The sequence below is a fragment of the Erysipelotrichaceae bacterium 66202529 genome (assembly GCA_017161075.1).
Classification (GTDB): Bacteria; Bacillota_I; Bacilli_A; order Erysipelotrichales; family Erysipelotrichaceae; genus Clostridium_AQ.
Map to the genome: position 1 here is coordinate 1,790,936 of CP046174.1, position 26,263 is coordinate 1,817,198.

The window sequence follows — 26,263 nt, forward strand, 5'->3', positions numbered from 1 at the left end:
ACGGATTTTGACGGTGCAGAGACAGCCGGAGAAATTCGTTTTTTATATGCCTGGATAGAAAACGGTATTTAGTTTGCATGCTTTTGAATAGAGCTGTGTCTTGCTTGTCGTACTCTGTTCGGTTATGCTCCTGCTCTCAGCGCGCTACGTATGTTCTTCCTGTATCCATTGCTAATGACAGCTTTAAAAAGAGAATATGTAATACGGATGAAATCGGAGGTATGAGACTGTAGAGCTTCTTCTTTCTGTATACAGCACTGCACATAAAATGCAACAGGCAGCGTGTATATTTGATCTGCACTTTTATATCCTAGCAAATCGCTATACTTTTTTTGATTATTTAGCACTCAAGTGTTGACAGTGCTAAAAACTGTGCTATAATATCATTAGCAATCAAAGAGTGAGAGTGCTAAAAAGGAGCGTGATCGTATGAACTTTGATAAAATGAGTGAAAAGCTGCAGGAGATCATCATGCAGGCAGTGGAAATCTGCAAGTCGTATCAGCATACAACGGTGGATACCATTCAGATGCTGAAAGCCATTTTTGAGCATGATGTTCTGGATGGCTTATTCAAACGCCTGAATATAGATAAAACAAGAGCTTTATCCATCATTGACCAGGAAATGAACAGAGTGGCTACCAGCAGCAATGTCAATCCACAGCTATCCAATGAGGTGGCACAGGCCTTCTCTAAGGCCGAGCAGTGGAGTGCCAGTGTCCAGGAAACCTATCTGAGTGTAGCCAGTGTCTGGATTGCTTTGATGTTTAATAAATCCTATATTTCCAAACAGCTGGTCAAGGAGTTTCATCTGGATGAAAAGACCTGCAAGGATGAGGAGCTGAAGCGAAGAGGCGGTAAGAAAATGGATTCTGCGAATGCGGAATCCAATCTCGAGGCGTTGAGCAAATACGGACGGGATCTGGTTGAGGATGTGAAAAACGGAAAAATCGACCCGATTATCGGACGTGATGATGAAATCCGCCGTGTTATTCAGATATTATCCCGTAAAACAAAAAACAATCCGGTACTGATCGGTGAGCCTGGTGTTGGTAAAACCGCAGTCGTGGAAGGAATTGCATGGCGAATTATGAAGGGTGATGTGCCGCAGTCCTTGAAGGAAAAGAAACTGATCGAGCTGGATATGGGCTCTCTGATTGCCGGCGCAAAATACCGCGGTGAGTTTGAAGAACGCTTAAAATCCATTTTAGAGGAGGTCAAGCAGGCAGAGGGCAATATTATTCTGTTTATCGATGAGATTCACAATCTGGTCGGTGCCGGGAAAACCGAGGGCAGCATGGATGCCGGAAATATGCTGAAGCCGATGCTTGCCCGTGGTGAGCTGCGCTGTATCGGGGCAACCACCTTTAACGAATACCGCCAGTATATTGAAAAGGATGCTGCATTGGAACGCCGTTTCCAGCGTGTCATGGTACAGGAGCCAAGCGTTGAGGATACGATTTCCATTTTGCGTGGATTAAAAGACCGCTATGAATCCTACCATGGTGTCAAGATTCTGGATGAGGCAATTCTTGCGGCCGCTACGATGTCCAATCGTTATATTACCGACCGGTTTCTGCCGGACAAGGCGATTGATCTAATAGATGAAGCCTGTGCAACACTACGGGTGGAAATGGAATCCATGCCGCAGGAGCTGGATGAGCTGCAGCGAAAAATCATGCAGCTGCAGATTGAGGAAACCGCTTTGAAGAAAGAGGAGGACCGTAAGGCAAAGGAGCGTCTGGAGGATATCCGCAAGGAGCTCTCTGAGCTGCAAACGGAAAAGGATTCCCTGTATACTAAATGGGAGGACGAGAAGGCGGAGCTGGAGGAAAGCAAGGATGCCAAGGTACGTCTGGAAAAGGCAAAGCTGGATTTAGAACAGGCACAGAATGAAGCGCGCTATGAGGATGCTGCCAAGCTGCAATATGCAACCATACCGCATCTGGAAAAGCTGATTCGGGAACAGTCCGATAAGCAAAAGGAGGATGCTCTGATTCAGGAAACCGTCAACGAGGAGCTGATTGCGAAGATCGTATCCCGCTGGACAGGGGTAGAGGTCAGCCGTCTGGTTGAAAGCGAACGGCAGAAGCTTTTGCATCTGAAGGATGCATTGCAGAAGCGTGTCATCGGACAGGATACCGCACTGGAGCTTGTCAGTGATGCTATTCTGCGCAGTAAGGCACAGATACAGGATGAGCATCGTCCGATTGGCAGCTTCCTGTTCCTTGGGCCGACCGGTGTTGGTAAAACAGAGGTTGCCAAAGCACTGGCAGAGCAGCTGTTCGATAGTGAAAGCCATATTGTCCGCATCGATATGAGTGAGTATATGGAGAAGCACAGCGTTTCCCGTTTGATTGGAGCGCCTCCAGGATATGTCGGCTATGATGAGGGCGGCCAGTTGAGCGAGGCTGTACGCCGCAATCCGTATTCCATTATTCTGTTCGATGAGGTAGAAAAGGCACATCCGGATGTGTTCAATGTACTTTTGCAGATTTTGGATGATGGACGCATCACCGATTCCAAGGGTGTAACAGTGGACTTTAAGAACACCCTGCTGATTATGACCAGCAATCTGGGCAGTCAGTTTGCTTTTGACGGCGTGGATCGGGATGCCAATTATATGAATGAGGTAAAAAAATATTTTAAACCGGAGTTTATTAATCGTATTGATGAAATCGTCGTCTTTAATGCGTTGAATGATGATATGCTTGGCAAGATTGCACATAAGTTCATGGATGAGCTTACACAGCGTCTTGCACACAAGGATATCACGCTGCAGGTCAGTGATGCCGTATACAGAGCCATTGCCACACAGGGCGTGGATCCACTGTATGGTGCCCGTCCGATGAAGCGTTATATTCAGCGCAATATTGAAACCCTCATTGCTCGCAGAATGATTGAAGGCAATGCCGGCAAGGATGATATTCTCACTGTGGATGTAAAAGATGGTGATTATATCGTTCAGATCACACATCAGGATATGTAAGCATGCTGCGTATACAGTTTCTTGTATACGCAGTTTTTCCGTTCTCATCCTTTGGATATCTATTTTTATCGGGGCTTCAACGTATCGTGGGAGGGAGTGGAATTTGCCTCAACCTTGTATCTGTGCATAGTGAATTTCATTCAACTGCGACAATGTCTTTGCTTACGCAGAGACAGCGAAAGCGTGAGGTAAAAGCTTTTCTGATACTGAATATATAAAGCTAGAAAGACACAGTGTATGCAAGGGCGTATTTCCGGCTTTTTTCTGTAATAATAAAATCTGAGAGGAATGGATACGATAAATGAAAAAGAAACAGTACAGCTTTCAATATGAAAGAGCGACCTTTCTGATGGAAACGGACATACAGCCTAACCATTGGCAGCGCACAAAACAGGATAGGGAATCGCCTTTGAAAGGCTGTATCTTTTTCAGCGTAATTACGAATTGTCTGTATCCTGCAGAAAGATATGGGATTGGTAAGGTTTTCTTTGTCTTTTCCTGCAGAATATGATATCTTGTTCTTGGTGATACAAATGATGATTATAATCGCACCTGCCAAGCGTATGCGGGGAAGCATTGATTTTATGGATGCAGAGCAGGAGCCGGTGTTTTTGAATCAGAGCAGACAGCTGATCGGGTATTTGAAAACAAAAACCTGCAAGGAGCTACAGTCTATGCTGGGCTGCAATACCGCCATTGCTCAGTGGACTTATGACAGCTATCAGCACATGGAGCTGACATCCTCCGGTGTTCCGGCATTGCTCAGCTTTGACGGCATTCAATACAGCTATATGGCGCCGGATCTGTTTTCAGATGAATATTTCGCCTATGCCAGAAAGCATCTGCGCATCCTATCTGGACTATATGGTATATTGCGTCCCTTTGATGCGGTTGTCCCTTATCGCCTGGAGCTGGACAGTCCCGTTCATACGGATTTTTGTACAAGTCTTTATGAGTTTTGGGGGAAACAGCCGTATGATGAGCTGATTCGTGAGGACAAAGAGCTGCTGGATTTATCCAGTAAGCAGTATGGAAAGCTCATTAAAAAGCATCTGGACGAGCAGGTGCATTGTGTTACGGTGTATTTTTTGGAGGAGGAAGATGGAAAACGGCGGGAAAAGGGTGTGTATGTGAAAATGGCCAGAGGAGAAATGGTACGCTGGCTTGCGGAGGAAAATATCCAATCCTTTGAAGCGGTGAAAGGCTTTTGCAGACTGGGGTATCGCTTTGACGCCCAGGCATCCGATGACACTGCCTATCATTTTGTCCGGACGGGACCATGGAAGCGTAATAAAAAATTGATGTAGAACAGGAGGGAAAAGCACATGAATATAGAAACTGAAATCTGTTGCGGCAGCTATTATGATGCGTTGCAGGCCGCAAAGGGAGGTGCTGTCCGTATAGAATTGAACAGTGCCCTGCATATGGGGGGACTGACACCGAGCATCAGCTGTCTGCGGCTGGTGAAGCAGCATACTGATTTGCAGGTAATGACGATGGTACGGCCGCGCGGTGGCGGTTTCTGTTATGAAACAGAGGATTTTACAGCTTTGTGCATGGAGGCATCCGATTTGCTTGCGCATGGTGCTGATGGTATCGTATTCGGCTGCTTGCGAAGCGATGCTACGATAGATGTGGAGCAAACAAGACGGCTCGTCGAGCTCGCTCATGAGAAAGGAAGGCTTGCTGTCTTTCATAGGGCATTTGACTGTACTCCGGATCCATATGCGGCAATCGAAGCACTGATTTCACTTGGCGTTGACCGTATTCTTACAAGCGGACAGCGTGCGAAGGCGATGGAGGGTGCTGCCCTGTTGAAACAGCTGCAGCAGCAATACAAAGAGCAGATTGAGCTGCTTGCAGGAAGTGGTCTGCATGCGGGAAACGCAGTGCAATTCCTAAAGGAAACCGGCATCCGGCAGCTGCATTCCTCTTGTAAGGATTGGAAGCAGGATCCTACAACAATGCAAGCGAATGTCAGCTTTGCCTATGCATCGCAGCCGCATGCATCGGATTATGAGGTCGTGAGTGCGGAAAAGGTGCGTCTCTTCATTGACGAGGTCAATGCATACTGCAACAGCGAAAAAAGGAACCAGGCGGGTAAATAGTGCCGAAGCGTTTTTTGGATGTTCGCTGTCGCTGCATCCTACAAGGAAGCATGCTACTAGAAAAACATATAAGAAAATAAAAAAGGAAGGTACAGCTACTATGATGGAATGGATAAACGTAACAGATTCTTTTACAGAAAAACAAAGACATTACTCGAATACCTATCTGGAAATTGATGAGGTATTTGATAATGTGGTAGAAGTGAGCCTGTTTTCATCACAACAGGGACCATATGAAATCTTTATATCCTATGGAATCCTGTACGGTATTGTCTATGTGGAAGAGGATAAAGCATATGCCAAGCGGGAAGAAATAAAAAAAGAATTGGAAGCAGATTACAAAAAGCATAAAAAGCCATCGAACGAATTTATCCGTACGTTTTGTGAAAAGCATGAGGTGAAGATGCCGAATGATATTCTGTTTAATTTTCCGGACTTTTAAAGCATACGGCTACAAGGATAGACTTTGTGGGGATTGCAAGCGTACAGTGCAGGTGTAGACACGCGTTTCATGAAACTGCATCTTACATAACGATGGGAGGATTGCTTTGGTGAAGGAAGCATTGGGAATTCGTCTAAAAAAAAGAGCGCAGCAGCTAAAGCAGGACATACCGGTTATCTATTTGGTGTGGAAGGATCAGGATACGCCTCTGGCTGCGAGACTAGTTGTAGGATGTACGATCCTGTATGCTCTTTCTCCTATTGATTTGGTGCCGGATGTAATCCCTGTTTTGGGATTGCTGGATGATGTGATTTTACTGCCGGCATTGATATTGCTGGCAATACGGCTCATTCCTGAAGATATCTGGGAGCGAAACCGCCTGCGTGCCGCTGAAATGAAGCTACAGAGGATGGAAACGAGATGGTATTTTGCTTTACCTGTTTTGGCGCTTTGGCTGCTGCTATTCTCCCTGATCATAAAGGTGCTCAGCTGAAAAATGATGGTATGTCAGAGCGTTATGCGTACGAATCATAGGAAAAAAGAAACAGCAGTCGGGTCAGCTGTTTTATACTTATCGAAGCGGAATGGACAGAAAGTGCCATTTCAAAGCGTGGAATCCGTTTCCAAAAAGTGGTATAATGAAGCACATAAGGAGTGTGAAGCATTATGAAGATTGGAATCCCTAAGGAAATAAAAAACAATGAAAACCGTGTATCCTGTACACCTGCCGGAGTATTTGCCTTATGCAAGGCGGGACATGAGGTTTATGTGGAGACGAATGCCGGAGCGGGCAGCGGCTTTTCAGATCAGGAATACGAAGCTGCAGGGGCTCAGATAAGAGGCGTTGATGAGGTGTTTGCTGAGGCGGATCTCATTGTAAAGGTAAAGGAATATCTGCCAAAGGAGTATCACTATTTGCGTGAGGATCAGATGGTATTTACGTATCTGCATATCGCAAATGATGAGGCCTTCGCAAAGGCATTGTTAGAATCAAAGACTACAGCTATTGCATATGAAACTGTTAGAGATAGAAAAGGCGGTCTGCCGCTGTTAACACCGATGAGTGAGGTTGCCGGACGTATGGCGGTACAGGTTGGTGCGACCATGCTGCAGAAAAACAATGGCGGACGCGGCCTTCTGCTGGGAGGTGTTCCAGGTGTATTCCCAGCTGAGGTTGTTATCATCGGCGGAGGCACGGTTGGATTAAATGCAGCTAAGATTGCCTGCGGACTCGGTGCCATCGTTACAATTTTTGATATCAGTGCGGATCGCATGGGCTACATTGATGACATATCCGGTGGAACGATTCATACAGCCTATAATAACGAATACAATCTGCGCAGAGCGTTGCGCACAGCCGATCTTGTCATCGGTGCTGTTTTGGTGCCGGGGGCAAAGGCTCCAAAAATCGTGACGGAGGACATGGTAAAAACGATGAAGGCAGGAAGTGCCATTGTCGATGTCGCAATCGATCAGGGTGGCTGCATTGAAACAAGTGACCATATCACAACACATGATAATCCGTATTTTGAACGATATGGCGTTATGCATTATTCCGTGGCAAACATGCCGGGAGCTGTTCCGCGTACCTCTACCATGGCCTTATCCAATGCGACCCTGCCGTATATCCTGAAGCTTGCGGAAAAGGGCGTTGCTGCACTGCAGGAGGATGAGGGTTTCCTTGCCGGCTTGAATACATGCAAGGGACATGTTACGTATAAGGGAGTAAGCGCTGCCTTGCAGCTGCCGTATGTGGATCCACAGGAGCTGCTGTGATTTATATGTATTAAAATCATTATAAATAAGATGGACTGCAATAAGGCTAGTATCCTAGGGCAGTTCATTTTTTTCTTAAAAAGGTCATAGGAATGATCGTTTAAAGGGCAGCCCCTGTCTAACTTCAGGAACGTTCATCTTATAATGAGGTTTAAATAAAAAGAAACGGTAATCTTTAGCTATAGTGAGATTACCGTTTTCATCTACTAAATTGACTTGTTTGTTAATTCTATACGCATCAAGCCTTTCGCGGTCATATAAGCAGTGCAAGCGCAGTCTTTGCGTCCTGTGCATTGCAATATTGTGCGGTATTACAGAAATACTTCCTGTTACGTATTGTTTATAATTCCTCGATCTGTGCTGGAATGCAGGAAATGCTCCTGCTGAAATTCATGGAGAATCGCTTTGAAAAGGCATAGGATATGAATACTTGGATAAAATTGCGTGCAAAGAATCATCTGTAAGCTTTGTATAAAGGAGAGCTGCATTCTGAAGCTGATTTGCGGTCTTAACATAATTACTGCACAATCTTTATATCCTTTATACAATCCACTATGTTCTTTATGCTATCTTAATACCTTCTTAACATGCGGATGTGTTTGATTACACTTTCTTTATATGTAAACTGCTACTATATAGGGGGGAGGAAGACAAGGTAAGAGGTGTATAAATATGTTTATTAGGAATCATGTGAGAGATCAGAAGGTGCTTGTAGCCGGCTGTGGCAGATTTGGTGCCTGTTTAGCATCTGCATTAAGTGAATCCGGATATGATGTTATTGTAATAGATAAACAGGAATCTGCGTTTCAACGGCTTTGTGACAGCTTTGGAGGGTTTGAAATTGCCGGGGATGCTTCTGATTTGAATGTACTGGAAACCTGTGATATCCGGCACTGTAATATTGTTCTTGTAGCTACGGATAATGATAATGTGAACTGTATGATTGCACAAATTGCCAATACGATTTATCATATCGATCAGGTATATATCCGCTTGAATGATCCGAATAAAGAACGGCTTCTGGAACAGACCTCCATTAAAGCTATTTATCCCGCACGGCTGTCTATCCGGGAATTTGAGCATATCAGTCATATCGCCTTAAAGGAGGAACAGCTTATATGAAAATCATTGTAGCCGGCGGGCGGAACAAGGCGGATTTTTTGATTGGATCTCTACTGGAAAAAAAGCATGAGGTGACGGTTATCAATGATGAAGAAGCGTATTGCAGATATCTGTCTGAAAAATATAATATTCCGGTTATCGCAGAAAACCCGTGTAAACAATATATGCTGGAGGAAGCTGAAATTGAGAATGCCGATATTCTGATTGCTCTACGACCAAGCGATCCGGATAACCTGGCAATCTGTCAGACTGCAAAAAAAATATTTCATGTGAAAAAGGTTGTTGCGACCGTGGCAAATCCAAAAAATGTTTCTATTTTCAAAAAGCTTGGTGTCAATACAGCCATATCAGCAACGTACACGATTTCTAAAATCATTGAGCAGGCAAGCACGATAGAAAATCTGGTAAATTTTCTGTCAATCGAGCATGAGAATATTGTGATGACAGAGCTGCTGTTGACAAAAGAATGCACAGTACTGAATAAAAAGCTGAAGGAGCTTACGATGCCGTCAAATGTGATTGTATGCTGCATCTTACGCAATGCGGAGATGATTGTTCCGAATGGAGAAACAACCCTGCAGGAATATGACAAGCTTTTGATGCTATCACATCCTGCTATGCAGGATCAGGTACTGGATATGTTTGCCAGAAAAAAGGCAGCATTATGAAAACAGGATCCGTTCTGGCACCGAGTGCGGTTATTGGATTTCCGCTGATGATTGGATATATTGGCGTTTTATTGATGATTATCGGTGGAATTGTACTTCTTCCGCTGTATACGCTGCTGTTTTATCCTGCAGAAGCATTGGAAGCCAGATATTTCATATTACCTGGAATTTTAAGTATTATGACAGGGTATCTTCTCTTCTACAATATACGAGGAAAGGAAAAGGGACAGCTGAAGCGTAATCAGGATGCTGTGATTGTTGTGAGCTGCTGGATACTGGCAATCGTCATTTGTGCCTTGCCTCTTATGCTCAGTGGAAAGTACAATTTCACACAGGCAGTTTTCGAGATGACGAGTGCATGGAGTACTACAGGACTGAGTGTCGTTGATGTGGAGCATACCTCCCATCTGTTTCTGATGCACCGCAGCACGGTTCTGTTCTTTGGCGGAATCGGACTGGTATTGATCATGCTGTCTGTTCTATCTGATACATACGGCATGCGTCTGTATGCGGCAGAGGGGCATAGTGACAGGCTTTTACCCAATCTGCTGAAATCTGCGCGCAGCATCATAACGATTTATTTGTGTTATATCCTTTCCGGTGTCGTTTTATATGTTTTGTTTGGTATGTCACCCTTTGATGCCATCATACATTCCATTGGTGCTTTATCAACCGGCGGCTTTTCATCCCACGCACAAAGCATTGGGTACTATAACAGTGTACCGATAGAGCTGATAACGATTGTACTGATGATTCTGGGGAATATCAATTTTCTGGCACATTTGTTTCTGATCCGTGGAAAGCTTCATAATTTTTTTCAGTATTGTGAAATCCGCTTTTCCTTTGTGATAATTGCTTTGATAACACCGGTTGTGGGTGTGCTGTTAGCTTACGCGCTTAATCTAACATTGCCAGAGGCCCTTCGTACAGCTTTGTTTCAAGTGGTTTCTGCACTTACAACAACCGGCTTTCAGACTGTGGACAGCTTTATCAGACTGACATCCTCTGTGCTGCTGATGATGATTGTCCTGCAGCTGATCGGTGGCGGAATGGGCTCTACTGCCGGCGGTATCAAGCAGTATCGAGTGTATGTTTTATGCAAAGGTATCTATTGGAATATGGAACGTCTGCTGCTATCAAAAAATGTGATCCGTTCTCATAAAATAAGCCGGGTGGATAGGAAGGAAGCCATCAGCAGCACTGAAATTTCCAGAACGGCTCTGTACGTGCTTTTATATCTGTCGATTTTTGTATTAGGCAGCTTTATTCTTTGCTGTTACGGACATTCTTTGGAATACAGTATGTTTGAATTTTCCAGTGCATTGGGTACGGTTGGATTATCTGCCGGTATTATGACCTATGATGCGACTTCTCTTGTTTTATGGACAGGTACGATCGGTATGTTTATCGGACGGCTGGAAATTTATGTCGTATTGCTGGCCGGTGTAAGAATTGGCAGGGATATACGATCCTGCTGGAAGCATAGAAAAACAGTATAGAATCTGTTATAATCTGATAGGAAAAGAGGAGTTTGATGAAAACCAGTCATACATTGAAAAGCTTATGCATTACAGCAGTGATACTGTTTCTTTGTACGCTTGTATCCTTTGTATTTGATGATATAGAAATCCGTACGGAAAATATCATGCTGATTTATCTGATTGCAGTCTTACTGATTGTTGTAGAAACCAAAAGCTTTCTCTGGGGGATCGCCTCCAGCATCCTGAGTATTCTGACCTTCAATTATCTGTTCACCAATCCAACATATTCTTTAGAGATTGATGATTTTAACTATATTATTACCATCGTTGTATTTCTGATAGTATCCTTTGTGACAGGTTCTCTGGTCAATAAGCTGCAGCAGCATGCCCAGCAGGCAAGACGGATTGCCAAACAGACCAATGCCCTATATGAAATAACAAAAGCCTATCTGACCATGAATGGTACGGATACGATTCTCAGTTATACCATGCATGCACTCTATACTGTTCAGCAGACGGTCTGCACAGCGTATTATAAAGGAGAAAAAGGTCTTCAAAGGATTAAAGAAGATCGAAAACCGGAAATAGAGCCGGATGATAACATGGCGAAATGGTGTATGGAAAAGGAATGTAGCTGTGGGCAGGGAACCGCTTTTTATGAGGATCAGCCGTGGACCTATCATCCCATGTACTGTAACAATCAGCTTCTAGGCGTATATGCGCTTTATGAAGAGGAAAGGCTGAATGAGGAGCAGCAGCTGTTCATTCATACACTGATATCGCAGATGGTTATGGCTGTGGAAAGGGAACAGCTGTATAAGGAGCAGGAACAAAGCAGGATTGAAATTGAGAAGGAAAAGCTGCGGAATAATTTATTACGCAGTATCTCTCATGATCTGCGCACTCCGCTGACCGGAATTGCCGGGAGCAGCACACTAATTTGTGAAAATTATGCCGAGCTGGACGATGAAACGATTTATAACCTTGTTAAATCCATCAGCAGTGATGCGTTATGGCTGAATCAGCTTGTGGAAAATCTGTTGAATATGACAAGGATTCAGGACGGAAAGCTGCTGCTGAAGCAGAATAAGGAAGTTGTGGATGATATACTCTGTGAAGCGGTATCCCGCTGTGAAAGCAGAAAGGGAAGCCATACGCTGAAGGTGAGGCTTCCCAGGGATGTTCTGCTTGTGGAAATGGATGGACGGCTGATGATACAGGTGCTTGTCAATCTGATTGACAATGCTATTAAGCATACACCGGACGATTCTGTTATCGATATACGCTGTTACCGGGAACAGAATAATGCTGTATTCGAAGTGATCGATCAGGGGGATGGAATTGATGAAAGCATACAGGATCATCTGTTTGAAAGCTTTGTCACAACCAAGAGTGAGTGCAGTGATTCCAAAAGGGGAATCGGTCTGGGGCTGACGATATGCAAAAGTATAATAGAAGCACATCATGGTGAAATATTCGCCTATAATCGAAAAGACGCAGCTGGTGCTGTGTTTGGTTTTAAGCTGAGGCTTGCAGAAGAAAGGAACGATGTACATGAATGATAAAATACTATTGATTGAGGATGATGCCAGCATAATTCGCTTTCTGAGTCTGTCGCTTGAAAAAAACGGATATAAGGTTATAGAGGCACGCAACGGTATTGAGGGCATATCTTTGTTTATGACAGATAATCCGGATTTGATTTTGCTGGATCTTGGATTGCCGGATATTGACGGCAGTGAGGTACTGTCACAGATACGTACACAGAGTGAGGTGCCGATTCTGGTTGTATCCGCCCGCGGACAAGAAAAGGAAAAGGTTGAGGCGCTGGATCTTGGTGCCGATGACTATGTAACGAAACCATTTCATATCAATGAACTGCTAGCCAGGGTGCGTGTGGCTTTACGTAAAAAAACACCACAGGTCGTTAAAGAAAAGATTTTTATACTGGATGGTCTGCGTGTTGATTTTGAAAAATATAAGGTATCTATCGATGAAAAGGAAATTCATTTGACACCGATTGAATTTAAACTTCTTGTACTGCTGATTGAGAATGCCGGAAAGGTGCTTACACACAGCTTTATAATTCGCAATATATGGGGCTACAGCTCCTGTGAGGACTCGCAGTCTCTGCGTGTGTTCATGGCCAATATTCGAAGAAAGATTGAAAAGGACAGTTCGCATCCCCGCTATATTCTGACGGAGGTCGGTGTTGGATATCGTTTTGTGGATGAATAGTATATATTGTATAGGAAATGCAGATATTCTAATTATGGATATCTGCTTTTTTCGTGCTACAGGTACAGCAAATTTTTACGTTGCTGTTTCCTTGTATGCAGAAATCATGCAGGGGTTAAAAGCTGATTTCTTTTACCATCATAATATGACTGCTTTACTGTTTCAAAAAGGAAAGTGAAAGGGAAGAAAAACGTCGGAAAGGGGGATAACAGCATAGCCGATGCGTCCACAGAATTCTATACAATCGCTTACAAAAAAATACTTATAATTTCTTAACAATTAGCAGTATTTCTTTCACACCTGCTTCATACAGGATTCGCTATAATGAGACTCGTTAAGAAAGGAAGGTATTGGATATGGAAATGATCGTTATCGTATTTTATGGCGTTGCCATTGTCCTGTTAGCATATTTGTTTTACGTGCTCTTCAAGGGTGAAAGTATATGAGCAGCGCATTGATCTTACAGGATATCGTATATGTTATGGCGCTTATTGCCATCGGATATCCGCTGGGCTGTTATATTTACAAAATTTATAAGGGGGATCCTGTTTTTTTGACAAGGATCCTGAAACCGCTGGAGCGGCTGATTTATCGTGTGATGGGAATCGATGAAACACAGGAAATGCATGCAAAAAAGTATGCGGCAAGTGTTCTGTGGTTCTCTTTGTTTGGTCTGCTGATCGTGATGGGTCTGCATCTTGTACAGGCATGGCTGCCGCTGAATCCGGAGCACTTGGGAAATACCAGCGTGCATCTGGCTTACAATACAGCAGCAAGCTTTGTCTCTAATACAAACTGGCAGGCATATTCCGGAGAGACAACCCTGTCCTATCTAACGCAGATGGCCGCTCTTACCGTACAGAATTTCGTTTCTGCAGCAACCGGAATCGCCGTTTTGTTTGTTCTGTGCCGCGGCTTCGTGCGTAGAGAAACAAAGAAGCTGGGCAACTTTTGGAGTGATCTTGTGAAAATTACGCTGTATATTCTGCTGCCGCTGTCCATTGTCGTATGTTTGCTGCTGGTTAGCCAGGGAGTTGTACAGACCCTGGATCCGTATGCATCCTTTACAACGCTGGAGGGAACAGAAGGCGTACTGCCACTGGGGCCGGCTGCAAGTCAGATTGCGATTAAGCAGCTGGGAACCAATGGCGGAGGCTTCTTCGGTGTGAATTCAGCATTTCCGTATGAGAATGCAACACCGCTATCTAATTTTATTGAAGCACTCAGTCTGCTTTTGATTCCTGCAGCTCTGTGCTTTACCTTTGGAAAAGCAGTAAAGGATACAAAGCAGGGAAAGACAATTCTCATTGTCATGACGGTGATTTTCATTGCAGCACTGGCCGGCTTGACCTGTGCGGAAATCTTCGGTGCTCCAAGCTGGGACAGTGTTGCCAGTCTTGGCGGCAGTATGGAGGGTAAGGAGACACGCTTTGGTGTTGGTGCCAGCTCTTTATGGGCGGCCGCAACAACTTCGGCAAGTAATGGCTCTGTCAATGCTATGCATGATTCACTAACACCGCTTGGCGGCATGATTACCATGTTTTTGATGCAGTTAGGGGAGGTTGTATTCGGTGGTGTCGGCTGTGGTCTGTACGGTATGATTGCCTTTGCTTTACTAACTGTCTTTATGGCCGGACTGATGGTGGGACGGACACCGGAATATATCGGTAAGAAAATCGGTGCCTTTGATATGAAAATGGTCTGCCTTGTTATTTTGACTCCGCCGCTGTGTCTGTTGTTAGGAACGGCGATTACCACCTTCTTCCCGCAGGCGCAGCTGCTGCAGGCAGATGGCGGATGGCTGAGCAATACAGGCAGTCATGGCTTCTCTGAAATATTATATGCCTATACATCCATGGCAGGAAACAACGGCAGTGCCTTCGCCGGCTTTAATGCCAATACGGTGCTGACAAACGTTATGGGCGGTACGGTAATGCTGATTGTACGCTTTGTACCGATGATTGCCGTAATTTATCTGGCACAGAGTCTTGCCAGTAAGAAATATATACCGGCAAGCTCTGGTACACTGGCAACAACATCGCCGCTGTTTATCGGATTCCTGATCGTCATCGTACTCATTGTCGGTGCGCTTACCTTCCTGCCTGTGCTTGCTTTAGGGCCGATTGCTGAATTCTTTACGCAGCTGCATGTCTTAGGTTGAAAGGGAAGGTGATTGATATGAAACAAGTAAATCAACAGGCAGTCTACAGGGACTCTCTTGTGCAGTCGGTTAAGAAGCTTTCACCGAAAACCCAGATTCACAATCCGGTGATGTTTATCGTTTATATCGGCGCAATCTTTACTACGATATTATTCTTTATCGGGCTTGGCGGAATACAGGATGAGCCCTCCTGGTATGTCTTTACGATTGCCTTGATTTTGTGGTTTACCGTTCTTTTTGCGAACTTTGCGGAAGCCATTGCAGAGGGGCGAGGACGCGCACAGGCAGAAAGTCTGAAAAAATCGAGAAAGCAGGTAACTGCACATCGTCTGTTGAACCCGCAGGATAAGGAACATTTTACCGATGTGGCATCCAGTGAGCTGCATATTGATGATATTTGTCTGGTACGCAGCGGGGAAATGATACCGATGGACGGAGAGGTTATCGAAGGAATCGCATCTGTGGATGAATCCGCAATTACCGGAGAAAGTGCACCGGTAATTCGGGAATCCGGCGGAGACCGCAGTGCGGTAACTGGAGGAACCACCGTTGTCAGTGACTGGATCGTTCTGCGTGTAACAGCTGCGAGCGGAGAGTCCTTTCTGGATAAAATGATTGCCATGGTGGAGGGGGCTGCACGTCAGAAAACACCGAATGAAATCGCACTACAGATTTTGCTGGTAACACTGACGATTATCTTTCTGATCGTTTGTGCCACCCTGCTTCCAGCCTCACAGTTTGTAAAGGAAATGGTGGGACAGGGGAATGCGGTATCCCTGACCAATATCATTGCATTGCTGGTGTGTCTGGCGCCAACCACGATTGGTGCTCTGCTTTCCAGCATCGGAATTGCCGGCATGTCCCGTTTAAATCAGGCAAATGTACTGGCGATGAGCGGTCGTGCCATCGAAGCGGCAGGAGATGTTGATGTATTGCTTTTGGATAAAACCGGAACGATTACACTGGGGAACCGGCAGGCAACCGAATTTCTGCCAATTCACGGTGTTGCGGAAGCAGAACTCGCACAGGCCGCACAGCTTTCCTCTCTTGCGGATGAAACTGCGGAGGGAAGAAGCATTGTTGTACTCGCTAAGGAAAAATTCAATATCCGGGAACACAATATGCAGCAGCTGCATGCGGAATTTATTGAATTTTCAGCGAAAACCAGAATGTCAGGTGTCAATTATGACGGTGATATGGAAATCCGTAAGGGTGCAGCGGATGCAATTCGCAGATATGTGGAACAAGCAGGAAAGAAATATCCTGTACAATGTGAAGAGCTTGTAAAAATGATTGCGGAAAGGGGAGGCACACCGCTTGTAGTCGCAAAAAACCATACCGTTTTGGGTGTGATTTATCTGAAGGATATTGTAAAGGACGGTATTCAGGAAAACTTTGAAGCCCTGCGTAAGGGTGGTATTAAAACCATCATGATTACAGGTGATAACCCGATGACGGCAGCTGCTATTGCCGCTGAAGCCGGTGTGGATGATTTTGTGGCAGAGGCTACACCGGAAACCAAGCTAAAGCTGATTCGTGATTATCAGAAAAGCGGACATCTGGTTGCGATGACTGGAGACGGTACCAATGATGCACCGGCACTGGCACAGGCAGATGTTGCGGTGGCTATGAATTCCGGAACACAGGCAGCGAAGGAGGCTGGAAATATGGTAGATCTGGATTCCAGTCCAACAAAGCTGATTGAGGTAGTGCGAATCGGAAAACAGCTGTTAATGACGCGTGGGGCTCTGACAACATTTTCCATTGCTAATGATGTGGCAAAATATTTTGCAATTATCCCTGTACTGTTTATGGGAATCTTTCCGAGCCTGTCCGCATTGAATATCATGCAGCTTACAAGCTCGTCTACGGCCATACTTTCTGCGGTGATTTACAATGCTTTTATCATTATCGCTTTGATACCACTGTCTTTGCGTGGCGTGCGATATCGGGAAATGCCGGCAGATAAGCAGTTGAAGCACAATTTAATGATTTACGGTGCCGGTGGTATTGTTCTGCCCTTCATCGTAATTAAGCTCATTGATATGGTATTGACAGCTTGCGGCATCGCATAGAAAGGAGCATACACACATGAAAAAAAGAAAGACATGGCTTGCGGCACTTATCTGTATTCTGGTGCTTACCCTGCTTTGCGGTCTGGTTTATCCACTTATTATGACAGCAGCCTCACAACTGATATTTCCAGAGCAGGCAAATGGCAGTGTGCTTACGGTAACAAAGGACGGAAAAACACAGACGGTGGGATCCGCTCTGATTGGACAGTCCTGGACAGAGCCGAAGTATCTGATCGGACGTCCTAACAGTGGAGCTCCGACAAATCAGAGTGCGGTATCAGAGGAACAGAAGCAGACAGTTGCCGAATATGTGAAGTGGTGGAATGAATTTGATCCTGAAACGAGGGGAAAGGATATTCCCGAGGATTTATTAACAGCATCCGGCAGCGGTGTGGATCCGGAAATCAGTCCAAAGGCTGCTGAATTTCAGGTAGAACGCATTGCCCGTGTTCGAAAAATACCGGAAAGCAGTGTACGTAAGCTAATTGATAAATATACAACAGGAAAAACCTTCGGCATCTTAGGAGAAAATCGTGTAAATGTATTATTAGTCAATCTGGAGCTAGACGGCTACAAGGTTGAATAAGCCTCTTAGCAGCATCTTTATATTATAGAAAATCTGCTAACAGCACCTTAACCGAAGCACTGGTAAACTGTAGGTGTAAGGAAGGTGATGGATATGTTGAGTACCTTGGATATTGTCATCAGTGCAGCAGGTATCCTGCTTGCGGCAGGTTTGCTATATGCAGCATATCGTCTTATGAAATCCGCCGTTGATACAAAGCAGTGCCATATGCACTAATATATACAGCGAATCACATAGTAGTACAAAAAAGAACAGCTGTTCAGGGAATATTACACATTCTTTGAACGGCTGTTTTTCTGTCGTTGGAATCTTATTTCGGTGCTGCTGAATGCAGCAGTGTAGTGAGATGGTAATGCGATATTGCGGTATCCCTGTTCAGTGGATGGTCATCCGCCATTGCAGTTTCCACACTCCAACGCTGCATATGCAATGCTGCTCTTGCTATGTATGCAAGCATATAAATTAAAATGACGATTACAATACCGAGCAGCAAACAGAATATTCTGTTTTCAATGGCTGTTTTGGTGTCCAGAATAACCAGCGAGGCATTCAGTGCAGATATCGCATTGATGACCTGCTTGTATTTATACTCCGGCAAAAAGAAGCCGATATATCCCAGAACCATGATGACAAGCATGGCATACTGCTGAGGAATCAGAAGCTGGAAGAAGATAAAAAACAGAACAACACCTGCCAGGGTGCCGATGAAGCGGTGCCGGATGCGCTCCAGTGTTTCAGAGAATTCCAGCTGTGTCAGCGACATGACGACAATACTGATCCACAGCGGCTTGGACAGGTGTAACACGGAGGCGGTAAGCATGGCAATGGAGATTCCCAGTGACATGCGCAAAATATAGCTACGGTGCCGTTTACTGCGCTGGAACTGCTGTTTTAAGGTACAGCCATTTTTGCCGATTCCTTTCCTTTTCCAGTTTATCAGAATGCAGAGACTGACAAGAACAGCGCCAAAGCAGACGCAGACAATCCGCCCGCTCAGCTTTGACCATGGTACAGCTGTTGATTGTGAAAATACAAAGCACAGCAGAAAGGAAATATTCGCTTTCATTTCCATCGGCTCACTTATGAGGACAAGGAGCAGAACAAGAAAGCAGAAATTTACAAGAAAGGCAGCGACAGGATGCAGCAATGCACTCTGAGCTGCAATTCCTCCACCGATATACAAAAGCAAAGCGATCAGACTCATCGCAGTCGGTCGGATACCGAGCTCACATGTTGGCAGCATGGTAAATCCAACGCCAAGAGCCACCGCTGTCAACGTATTCTCCACATGAAACATCATTTGAAAAATAAAAACAAAGCCTACGTTAATTGCAAATCTGAACGCATTATAGAGTGCTTCTTTTATAAATGATTTTCTGATTTTCAGCATAACACCACTCCTTTTTCTCATGTTTTCTTGCTTTTTGGCTATCCGTAAGCTATCATGGATTTATAAGGTAAATAAATATAGATAGTACATAATTATGTACTAATTGTATTTTATCTGTTTTTGAAAATAAGTCAATACCAAATGAGGAGGATAACATATGAATGACCAAAATTTCATGCAGGAGCTGATCCGGCTTCTGCCGCACTGGCATTATAAGGTGGAACGCAGCATTCGAAGACAACAGAAATCCAAACAGATTAGCTATGAGACCTACTTTTGTTTAATGACGCTGAAAAGCTGCGGGCAGTTAAGGATGAAAGAGCTGGCAAAGGCACTTCGTTTGAGTAAGCAGCAGGCTACCCATATCATTGACAGTCTGTATCAATATGATTTAGTGGAGCGCAAGGAGAATCCCAATGACCGCAGAAGCGTTTATATTGGCGTAACAAAGCGTGGTGAACAGTTTTTGCAGGAGAATGCACTGGATGCCGGTGCGCTGTATGAGCAAATGCAGCAGAAGCTAAGTGCTCAGGAAATACAGGAATTTGCGGATGCTGTGCATACCATGCTGAAGCTGCTGGATAAGCTGGAATAGAGGAATTGGTGAGAATAGAAGGGAAAACGGTCTTTGCTTCTTAAAAGGATTGAAATCCTATGCTTTATAAACGGTGGTAAAAGCAGATACTTCTAGTATGCTTCCATTTTTGTAGAGCAGTGAGCGGTAACAGCTGCATACAAAAAGTATTAACAAACGAAAAAAAGGAGACTTCAAACTTTGATATATACATCATAATTTGAAGCTTCCTTTTTGTTTGACAAAAGATATGCTGTAAAGTATGAAATCGAGTGCTTATGGCTGGATCCATCCAAATTTTACACAGGCCTTGTAGATTCCATCCTCCACATTGCGCTCTGTAACATAATCTGCTTTATCTTTTAATGCATCACATGCATTTCCCATAGCGATGCTGAACCATGCATCATCGAACATCACCAGGTCGTTATAATCATCACCAAATACGACAACATCCTTTATAGAACCGCCAAGGCGCTCCATCATATCCAGGATCCCCTCTTTTTTGCGGTCGTGCTGAAACATCAGATACGCTTCGACAAAGCGAAGATTCCCTAGTGTATCCTTCTTTGTCAGACGCTGCTCTTCCTCTTTTGGAATAGAGACATACAGCTTGTAAATGTCTTTTACCTTATCAATATCAAAGGCTGGATCGATGATATAATTGGTTGGCTCCTTGCGCTCTCCACATTGCTGACGGAAACGGTCGTCCACATCATATACATCAATGGAATCATCCAGCATGACCAATACCCCATAGCCAAGACTGCGCGCCTCCTTGTATACAGCGATTGCCTTATCACGTTCCAGCGGTGTATTCATAACCAGCTCATCCCTGATCACAAGACCATTACCTCCGCAGCAGACCATATTGTGTAACCCGACAGCTTCCATAAAGCCCCTTGCTTTATAGTGTGCCCTGCCTGTCGCAATGGCAACGAAATGACCGGCATCCTGCAGGCGGTTCAGTGCCTCCTGCGCACTGGGGACGATTTGCTTTGTCGCATTATCTGTGAGTGTCCCGTCAATATCAAAAAACAGATACTTTTTTTCCATGATGCTATCCTCCTTAATCTGCTATTATCATACCGTCTGCACTGGTAAATGACAAGGGTAAAATGCATGTATTGATTGTTGGAAACAGGGATAGGCTGGATAGTTGGGGAAGAATGAAAAAAACTATTCGACTTGTATTTATCTGGCTGATGTGTTTCAATGCGTGTTATCTTATTTTATGAGAGCAGCTCCCATCGTATTTATTTAGAAGAATTTTGATTGGATATGGTCATACTGGTAAAAATCATATATAATGTGGAAAGAAGGCAGGTGTTTGTATGAAAAAAGCAATACCGATTGGCGTAAATAGTTATCAGAAGTTGCGGGAAGAGGAGTATTATACAGTTGACAAGAGTATGATGATAGCCGAATTTCTGGAGCGGAAAACCACGGTAACGCTGATTACACGGCCAAGGAGATTTGGAAAGACAATCAATATGAGTATGCTTGCGGATTTTTTTGATATTACAAAAGATTCCAGAGACATATTTAAGAATACTGCAATTATGCAGACGGAATATGCGGATGTCATCAATTCATATCCAACAATTTTTCTTTCCTTCGCTGATGCAAAAGGGGATAAAAACAATATAGTAATGCAAATGAAGCTTCAGCTTTTAAAAGAATATAAGAAAAATAAGAATGTTCTTGCCAATATTGACATGTTTGAAAAACCGGAATTTGATATCATTATGAGCGGACTTTCTGATTTACAGGATAATTCTTTGCATACTGTTGTTAATGCAATCAGTTTTCTGATGACAAAATGCCATCAATCTTATGGAAAAAGAGTTATGCTTTTTATAGATGAGTACGATACCCCATTTATTGAAGCGCATGCACTTGACTTTTACGAGGAGCTTCGCAATAGTCTAGCGTCCATGCTGCATACCTCATTAAAAACAAGTAATGATTTGCAATATGCCATGCTTACAGGAATACAGAGGGTTGCGAAAGAAAATATATTCTCTGATTTAAACAATTTGCTGGTCTGTACCGTAAATGACAGTCGCTATGCACAATATTTCGGCTTTACAGAGGAAGAAGTTAAAGCTGCATTACAGGCCTATGATATTCCGTTTACGGATGAGATAAAGCAGATGTATGATGGATATAATATGGGAGGCACAGACATCTATAATCCATGGTCAATCATAAATTATTTGGATAGAAGGCAACTGATTCCTTACTGGGTGAATACGAGTTCCAATACAATGATCAAAAATGCTATGAAATCATGCGATAAAGTTTTTCAGGAAGGCTATGAGAAACTTATAGAAAATGATACAGTTACAGCTATGGTGAATTTTGAAACTTCATTTTATGAGTTAAAGGAAACGAGTAGTTTATGGGGATTGTTTGTAAATGCTGGATATCTGACTGTGGCAGAAGAAGTCGATCTGCTTAAAGGTGTTTACAGGCTACGGATACCCAATCAGGAGGTTGTACGTGAATTTCAATCTCTGACTGCAGCTTATTTACAGATCAGTGAAAATACGATGTTTACGATGTTTCATGCATTACAGAAAAATGATTGGGTAGTATTCCTGCAGGAATATCAAAAAGTTTTATTAACGAATACAAGCTATCATGACTTGCAGAGAGAAAATTCTTATCACATGCTGTTACTTGGAATGTGTATGTGGCTGCGAAATTACTATGATATAGTCAGTAATAGAGAGCAGGGAGAAGGTCGCTACGATATCTTTCTGCAAAGTAAACATGTTAATCAACCATCTCTTATGTTTGAATTGAAATTTACAAAAGATCAGAAGGTAGATCTACAGCAGCTGGCAGAATCTGCATGTAATCAAATGTATGAGAAACACTATGCTGCAGGGATTGATACTATCATTCTTATTGGATTGGCACATCGTGGAAAGCAGGTCTCTATGCATATACAGTAATGATTCTATGTCCTATTATTTGGGGCATAGTTTTTTTTGTTTACTCAGAATGCCTTCAAAAACGAAATATCCTCAATAAAAATTACTGAGCAAAAAGATTGATACCGTTTCCTGTTGTTCATGATCATCATCAAATACGCTTTCCATAATGATATTCCTGCTTATTCCGGTTACACTAAAAGCAGGTGGAAGGAGCTGAATTTATGAACATCGGCTATGCCTGTATCTGTCTTGATCCAAGATTTCATTTTGAAACATGTATTCAGAAATTCGCTACTAAGGAACGTCTGCGCAGCATTATTACTGCTAATTTGACAACACTGCAGCAGCTGCTTGCATACAACGTATCGCAAAATATCCGCATGTACCGCCTGTCCTCGGATATGATTCCCTTTGGCAGCAGTCCGGTAAACACTGTGCCATGGTTAGATGAATATGCGCAGGAATTTTCTACAATCGGCGCATATATCAGGGAAAACGGTCTGCGTGTTTCCATGCATCCGGGACAATACTGTGTTATCAATTCGCTGCGGGAGGACGTTGTGGCACGCAGTATTGACGAGCTCTTTTATCATGCTTCCATACTAGAGGCAATGGGGCTGGATGCGACACATAAAATGGTATTGCATATCGGAGGCGTATATGGCGACAAGGCACAGGCGATGCAAAGATTTGCGCAGGTTTATCAGACGCTGGATCCAATAATAAAAAAACATTTGATTATCGAGAATGATGATCGCTATTATACCATAGAGGATGTACTGCAGTTATCCGGACAGCTACATATTCCGGTTGTATTTGATAATCTGCATCATGCTATTCTTCCTCCTGAAGCAAAACATACACAGCGTGAATGGCTGCAGCTTGTCGCAAAAACCTGGACATCAGCGGATGGCATCATGAAGGTCCATTTCTGTCAGCAGGACAAGAAAAAACGCATTGGTGCACATGCTATGCATATTGACACGGATACCTTTCTGGACTTTGTACAGGAGCAGGAAGGAATTGACATGGATCTTATGCTGGAGGTGAAGGATAAAAATATTTCTGCAATCAAATGCGAAAATCTTCTGCATGGCAATCTGATATATCCTGATCGGGAATGGAGCCGATATAAGCTCTTGTTTCTACTGGAAAGCAGGCAGCTGTATGAAGCATGGGATAAACTGATACATAAGAAATCCAGCATCTGTAGTCTAGATTTCTATCATGTTGCTGAGGATATCGGGCGAAGACAGCATGGAAAGGCAGCTATACAACGAATTGTACAGTATATTTTACAAGGTGTGGAATGGGAACAGCGCACACGGCTGCTCTTGCAGAAAAGTATCGCAGCTTACGAAGATGATAAAAAAACGTTGGAGCAGCTGTTGGATACGATGCTTCGTGCATGTGAGCGGACAGCACAGTATTCTTTATATGATGCGATTCTCCTTCTGAAAACCTATGAGGTATAAAACAAAAAGGATGAGACATACTACCTATGACAGGAGGCTGGAATATGAATAAACAAATACAAAAAGCAGCATGCATAGCACTTTTAACAGCATTGCTGAGCGGCTGCGGCACGAATGACAAAAAGGATGCAAATACAAAAACCAATCAAACAAAGGAAGCTGCGGAAAAAAGCGTCAAGGATGCCAAAAATAAAACAGAGGACAGCATTGATAATGTAATGAATTATTTCAAGGAGCAAGGGCTGAAATTTGAAAATTCCAAGGCAATCACAGATATCGATTTTGCAGCATATGAGGGCAGAAGCTTTGACTACAATGGCAGCACTGCCTATCTGTACCGCGTGAAATCCGATGATGACAATATGAAAAAGGTATTGAAGGAAGCAAAGGACAACGGAAGGGTTAAGGTCAGCATCGATAACAAGGAGCAGGAATATGGAGCAAAGGTAAATGGTGATTTCTTATTTCTGTATGACGCCAACCAGAACTGGAATGATTATGTGAGCGCCTTCCCGAGCTATACGTATAGCGGAACAGCAGGCAGTAATACCGGATCAAACGGTGTAACAGATCCATCCAATCCGGGTACCACCAAGAATGCCAACGAACAAAATAGCAATAGCAATTCCAACAATACACAAAACGGTATGGAGGATTAACCGACAAGTTAAAAAGTGGATTCCGGCGAATCTGCTTTTTTTTCTGTTTCTTTAATGGTTTAGGCGGCGAATCAGTCTTTTCATGTCTTGTTTTCGTGAATTTACAAAGAAACTGCATTCTTTAAATGGATACCTGGAAAATCTGTTTTTTTCTATAGATTTCTTATATTGTTACATGTATAATGTAACAATGAGGCATATCATAAAGACATCAAGAAAGGATGTGCCTTATGAAACGTGAAAGAAGACTGGCAACAATAATGTTGAATGCTGTATGGAATGAGGATGTCAGAGGACTGCGACGCGCATTACGCATGGGAGCGGATCCAAACTGGATATTCAATGGATATCCCATTCTGATACATGCTGTGTTTACAAGAAATGAAAAGATTGTGATGCTGCTGATTAAGGCAGGTGCTGTACAGGTGGAGGAGGCTCTTGGCTTCGCTTTGGATCGCTGCATTGGAGAAATGATATTTCCACTTGCATTTTTGGGGATCGTTCCAAAGGAGGAAGAGGTCAAGGAAGCTTTTGGGCCATACCCGTCCCGGTATTGTCCACTGGATTACAACCTGCCTGCAAGAGCATAGAAAGGAAGAAGCGATGAAACGATGTGCTGCCTGTATCCGTATGCTGCAATTATTGAGATCCCGTGGATTTATGACACGGGAACAGCTTGCGGCTGAGCTGGATACCAATGTGCGTAATATACTGGAATATCGAAAGGAGCTGGAGGAAGCGGGCTATGTAATTGAGGGGACAACCGGTAAATATGGCGGCTATCAGTTAAAATCAGGCTCTCTGCTGCCGGTGGCGGGCTTATATGAGGAAGAACTGCGTGCCCTTCAGGAGTCCAGACGGTATCTGGAAAGCCATCGTGACTTTCTGCCATATCCGGCATTTTGCAGAGGAATTGATAAATTTCTGGCAACGACAACACTGCAGGTGAGAGAAAGCGGCGTGTATGTGGAAGAAAATGCAGATGTATCCAAAGCGATGAAATCCATGATTCGCATTTGTGAGCAGGCAAGAGATGCGTCTTTATCCGTTGAATTGCAATATAAGAGTCTGCATGCCGAAAGCTTTGAAACCATTGTGATTCACCCCTATGAGATTATCAATGTCAAGGGGAGCTATTACTGTCTTGCCTATTCCTTAAAGGCAAGAGATTATCGAAATTTTAAATTCAGTGAGGAGCGTATGCGAAACGTGCAGCTGACCAGACGGCGATTTGTCCGGGATGCCGATTTTCATATTCATGATTATATTGGAAAAACAGGACTGATGAAGGATGAAGTCATTGAGCTAAAGCTATATGTTTACGGGGAAAGTGCTCGGCTCATCAGCGAGAAGAAGCCCGGTATATCACCGGTAATGGAATGGGTTGATGAACAGACGCTGTATCTGGTTACGATTATGGAAGGAAGAATCAGTGCCCGAAACTTCCTGTTATCGCTGGGAAATCAGTGCAGACTTTTAGCACCGCAAGACCTGAAGCAGGAAATTCAGGCGATTGCAAAAGATATGCTCTCTTTATATTCCTAATTTTCCTTACATCTGCTATAATTTTACCTA

General features: G+C 43.7%; 22 protein-coding genes. 20 read left to right on the forward strand and 2 right to left on the reverse strand.

Annotated elements, in window-relative coordinates:
• Positions 1-429 precede the first annotated feature (429 nt).
• The 14 genes from GKZ87_08450 to GKZ87_08515 all read left to right on the forward strand — a co-directional run bounded on the left by GKZ87_08450 (position 430) and on the right by GKZ87_08515 (position 17,645).
• Positions 430-2,988, forward strand: a complete 2,559-nt coding sequence (locus GKZ87_08450; GenBank protein ID QSI25507.1) for an AAA domain-containing protein — start codon at positions 430-432, stop codon at positions 2,986-2,988.
• 533 nt (positions 2,989-3,521) lie between these two features.
• Complete coding sequence (yaaA, locus tag GKZ87_08455) at positions 3,522-4,295, forward strand: peroxide stress protein YaaA (GenBank protein ID QSI25508.1); 774 nt, start codon at positions 3,522-3,524, stop codon at positions 4,293-4,295.
• Between the two features lie 18 nt (positions 4,296-4,313).
• Positions 4,314-5,096: a copper homeostasis protein CutC gene (locus GKZ87_08460; protein QSI25509.1), complete on the forward strand. Its 783-nt coding sequence runs from the start codon at positions 4,314-4,316 to the stop codon at positions 5,094-5,096.
• A 100-nt stretch (positions 5,097-5,196) separates the two neighbouring features.
• Positions 5,197-5,538 carry a hypothetical protein gene (locus GKZ87_08465; GenBank protein ID QSI25510.1) on the forward strand — a complete coding sequence of 114 codons (342 nt, stop codon included), beginning with the start codon at positions 5,197-5,199 and terminating at the stop codon, positions 5,536-5,538.
• Between the two features lie 127 nt (positions 5,539-5,665).
• The gene (locus GKZ87_08470) at positions 5,666-6,031 is read left to right on the forward strand and encodes a DUF1232 domain-containing protein (GenBank protein QSI27920.1); all 366 of its coding nucleotides are present in this window, start codon (positions 5,666-5,668) and stop codon (positions 6,029-6,031) included.
• 173 nt (positions 6,032-6,204) lie between these two features.
• The gene (ald, locus tag GKZ87_08475; protein QSI25511.1) at positions 6,205-7,314 is read left to right on the forward strand and encodes an alanine dehydrogenase; all 1,110 of its coding nucleotides are present in this window, start codon (positions 6,205-6,207) and stop codon (positions 7,312-7,314) included.
• Positions 7,315-7,986: 672 nt separating this feature from the next.
• Complete coding sequence (locus GKZ87_08480; protein ID QSI25512.1) at positions 7,987-8,436, forward strand: TrkA family potassium uptake protein; 450 nt, start codon at positions 7,987-7,989, stop codon at positions 8,434-8,436.
• On the forward strand, positions 8,433-9,104 hold the full coding sequence (locus GKZ87_08485) for a TrkA family potassium uptake protein (protein ID QSI25513.1): 672 nt from the start codon (positions 8,433-8,435) through the stop codon (positions 9,102-9,104). Before GKZ87_08480 ends, GKZ87_08485 begins: the two co-directional genes overlap by 4 nt.
• Positions 9,101-10,603: a TrkH family potassium uptake protein gene (locus GKZ87_08490; protein QSI25514.1), complete on the forward strand. Its 1,503-nt coding sequence runs from the start codon at positions 9,101-9,103 to the stop codon at positions 10,601-10,603. Before GKZ87_08485 ends, GKZ87_08490 begins: the two co-directional genes overlap by 4 nt.
• Before the next feature lie 35 nt (positions 10,604-10,638).
• On the forward strand, positions 10,639-12,147 hold the full coding sequence (locus GKZ87_08495) for a DUF4118 domain-containing protein (GenBank protein QSI25515.1): 1,509 nt from the start codon (positions 10,639-10,641) through the stop codon (positions 12,145-12,147).
• Complete coding sequence (locus GKZ87_08500) at positions 12,140-12,823, forward strand: response regulator (GenBank protein QSI25516.1); 684 nt, start codon at positions 12,140-12,142, stop codon at positions 12,821-12,823. The genes GKZ87_08495 and GKZ87_08500 overlap by 8 nt, the downstream gene beginning before the upstream one ends.
• A 442-nt stretch (positions 12,824-13,265) precedes the next feature.
• Positions 13,266-14,984, forward strand: a complete 1,719-nt coding sequence (gene kdpA, locus GKZ87_08505) for a potassium-transporting ATPase subunit KdpA (GenBank protein ID QSI25517.1) — start codon at positions 13,266-13,268, stop codon at positions 14,982-14,984.
• 17 nt (positions 14,985-15,001) lie between these two features.
• On the forward strand, positions 15,002-17,059 hold the full coding sequence (kdpB, locus tag GKZ87_08510) for a potassium-transporting ATPase subunit KdpB (GenBank protein QSI25518.1): 2,058 nt from the start codon (positions 15,002-15,004) through the stop codon (positions 17,057-17,059).
• Between the two features lie 16 nt (positions 17,060-17,075).
• Positions 17,076-17,645: a potassium-transporting ATPase subunit C gene (locus GKZ87_08515; GenBank protein ID QSI25519.1), complete on the forward strand. Its 570-nt coding sequence runs from the start codon at positions 17,076-17,078 to the stop codon at positions 17,643-17,645.
• 310 nt (positions 17,646-17,955) lie between these two features.
• Here the strand turns inward: GKZ87_08515 and GKZ87_08520 are convergent, their stop codons facing one another.
• The gene (locus GKZ87_08520; protein QSI25520.1) at positions 17,956-19,035 is read right to left on the reverse strand and encodes an FUSC family protein; all 1,080 of its coding nucleotides are present in this window, start codon (positions 19,033-19,035) and stop codon (positions 17,956-17,958) included.
• A 157-nt stretch (positions 19,036-19,192) separates the two neighbouring features.
• Here GKZ87_08520 and GKZ87_08525 point away from each other — a divergent pair, with 157 nt between their 5' ends.
• Complete coding sequence (locus GKZ87_08525; protein ID QSI25521.1) at positions 19,193-19,630, forward strand: MarR family transcriptional regulator; 438 nt, start codon at positions 19,193-19,195, stop codon at positions 19,628-19,630.
• A gap of 255 nt (positions 19,631-19,885) precedes the next feature.
• Here the strand turns inward: GKZ87_08525 and GKZ87_08530 are convergent, their stop codons facing one another.
• The gene (locus GKZ87_08530) at positions 19,886-20,665 is read right to left on the reverse strand and encodes an HAD hydrolase family protein (protein QSI25522.1); all 780 of its coding nucleotides are present in this window, start codon (positions 20,663-20,665) and stop codon (positions 19,886-19,888) included.
• A 278-nt stretch (positions 20,666-20,943) separates the two neighbouring features.
• Here GKZ87_08530 and GKZ87_08535 point away from each other — a divergent pair, with 278 nt between their 5' ends.
• The 5 genes from GKZ87_08535 (at position 20,944) to GKZ87_08555 (ending at position 26,233) form a co-directional block, all read left to right on the forward strand.
• A complete protein-coding gene (locus GKZ87_08535) occupies positions 20,944-22,572 on the forward strand; it encodes an AAA family ATPase (protein QSI25523.1) in 1,629 nt (542 codons plus the stop codon).
• Positions 22,573-22,775: 203 nt separating this feature from the next.
• Positions 22,776-24,029: a UV DNA damage repair endonuclease UvsE gene (gene uvsE, locus GKZ87_08540; GenBank protein QSI25524.1), complete on the forward strand. Its 1,254-nt coding sequence runs from the start codon at positions 22,776-22,778 to the stop codon at positions 24,027-24,029.
• Between the two features lie 44 nt (positions 24,030-24,073).
• Positions 24,074-24,688: a hypothetical protein gene (locus GKZ87_08545; GenBank protein QSI25525.1), complete on the forward strand. Its 615-nt coding sequence runs from the start codon at positions 24,074-24,076 to the stop codon at positions 24,686-24,688.
• A gap of 230 nt (positions 24,689-24,918) precedes the next feature.
• Positions 24,919-25,278, forward strand: coding sequence for a hypothetical protein (locus tag GKZ87_08550; GenBank protein ID QSI25526.1), 360 nt, complete (start codon positions 24,919-24,921; stop codon positions 25,276-25,278).
• A 13-nt stretch (positions 25,279-25,291) separates the two neighbouring features.
• On the forward strand, positions 25,292-26,233 hold the full coding sequence (locus GKZ87_08555; GenBank protein ID QSI25527.1) for a WYL domain-containing protein: 942 nt from the start codon (positions 25,292-25,294) through the stop codon (positions 26,231-26,233).
• The last annotated feature ends 30 nt before the right edge of the window (positions 26,234-26,263 follow it).

Excerpts from the sequence above, each read along its gene's own strand:
- GKZ87_08495 (QSI25515.1), top strand. The coding sequence starts at position 10,639 with ATGAAAACCAGTCATACATTGAAAAGCTTATGCATTACAGCAGTGATA.
- GKZ87_08485 (QSI25513.1), top strand. The coding sequence starts at position 8,433 with ATGAAAATCATTGTAGCCGGCGGGCGGAACAAGGCGGATTTTTTGATT.
- GKZ87_08490 (QSI25514.1), top strand. The coding sequence starts at position 9,101 with ATGAAAACAGGATCCGTTCTGGCACCGAGTGCGGTTATTGGATTTCCG.
- GKZ87_08535 (QSI25523.1), top strand. The coding sequence starts at position 20,944 with ATGAAAAAAGCAATACCGATTGGCGTAAATAGTTATCAGAAGTTGCGG.
- uvsE (QSI25524.1), top strand. The coding sequence starts at position 22,776 with ATGAACATCGGCTATGCCTGTATCTGTCTTGATCCAAGATTTCATTTT.
- GKZ87_08450 (QSI25507.1), top strand. The coding sequence starts at position 430 with ATGAACTTTGATAAAATGAGTGAAAAGCTGCAGGAGATCATCATGCAG.
- GKZ87_08525 (QSI25521.1), top strand. The coding sequence starts at position 19,193 with ATGAATGACCAAAATTTCATGCAGGAGCTGATCCGGCTTCTGCCGCAC.
- GKZ87_08530 (QSI25522.1), bottom strand. The coding sequence starts at position 20,665 with ATGGAAAAAAAGTATCTGTTTTTTGATATTGACGGGACACTCACAGAT.
- ald (QSI25511.1), top strand. The coding sequence starts at position 6,205 with ATGAAGATTGGAATCCCTAAGGAAATAAAAAACAATGAAAACCGTGTA.
- GKZ87_08465 (QSI25510.1), top strand. The coding sequence starts at position 5,197 with ATGATGGAATGGATAAACGTAACAGATTCTTTTACAGAAAAACAAAGA.
- GKZ87_08515 (QSI25519.1), top strand. The coding sequence starts at position 17,076 with ATGAAAAAAAGAAAGACATGGCTTGCGGCACTTATCTGTATTCTGGTG.
- GKZ87_08500 (QSI25516.1), top strand. The coding sequence starts at position 12,140 with ATGAATGATAAAATACTATTGATTGAGGATGATGCCAGCATAATTCGC.
- GKZ87_08545 (QSI25525.1), top strand. The coding sequence starts at position 24,074 with ATGAATAAACAAATACAAAAAGCAGCATGCATAGCACTTTTAACAGCA.
- kdpA (QSI25517.1), top strand. The coding sequence starts at position 13,266 with ATGAGCAGCGCATTGATCTTACAGGATATCGTATATGTTATGGCGCTT.
- GKZ87_08555 (QSI25527.1), top strand. The coding sequence starts at position 25,292 with ATGAAACGATGTGCTGCCTGTATCCGTATGCTGCAATTATTGAGATCC.
- GKZ87_08550 (QSI25526.1), top strand. The coding sequence starts at position 24,919 with ATGAAACGTGAAAGAAGACTGGCAACAATAATGTTGAATGCTGTATGG.
- kdpB (QSI25518.1), top strand. The coding sequence starts at position 15,002 with ATGAAACAAGTAAATCAACAGGCAGTCTACAGGGACTCTCTTGTGCAG.
- GKZ87_08480 (QSI25512.1), top strand. The coding sequence starts at position 7,987 with ATGTTTATTAGGAATCATGTGAGAGATCAGAAGGTGCTTGTAGCCGGC.
- GKZ87_08460 (QSI25509.1), top strand. The coding sequence starts at position 4,314 with ATGAATATAGAAACTGAAATCTGTTGCGGCAGCTATTATGATGCGTTG.
- yaaA (QSI25508.1), top strand. The coding sequence starts at position 3,522 with ATGATGATTATAATCGCACCTGCCAAGCGTATGCGGGGAAGCATTGAT.
- GKZ87_08520 (QSI25520.1), bottom strand. The coding sequence starts at position 19,035 with ATGCTGAAAATCAGAAAATCATTTATAAAAGAAGCACTCTATAATGCG.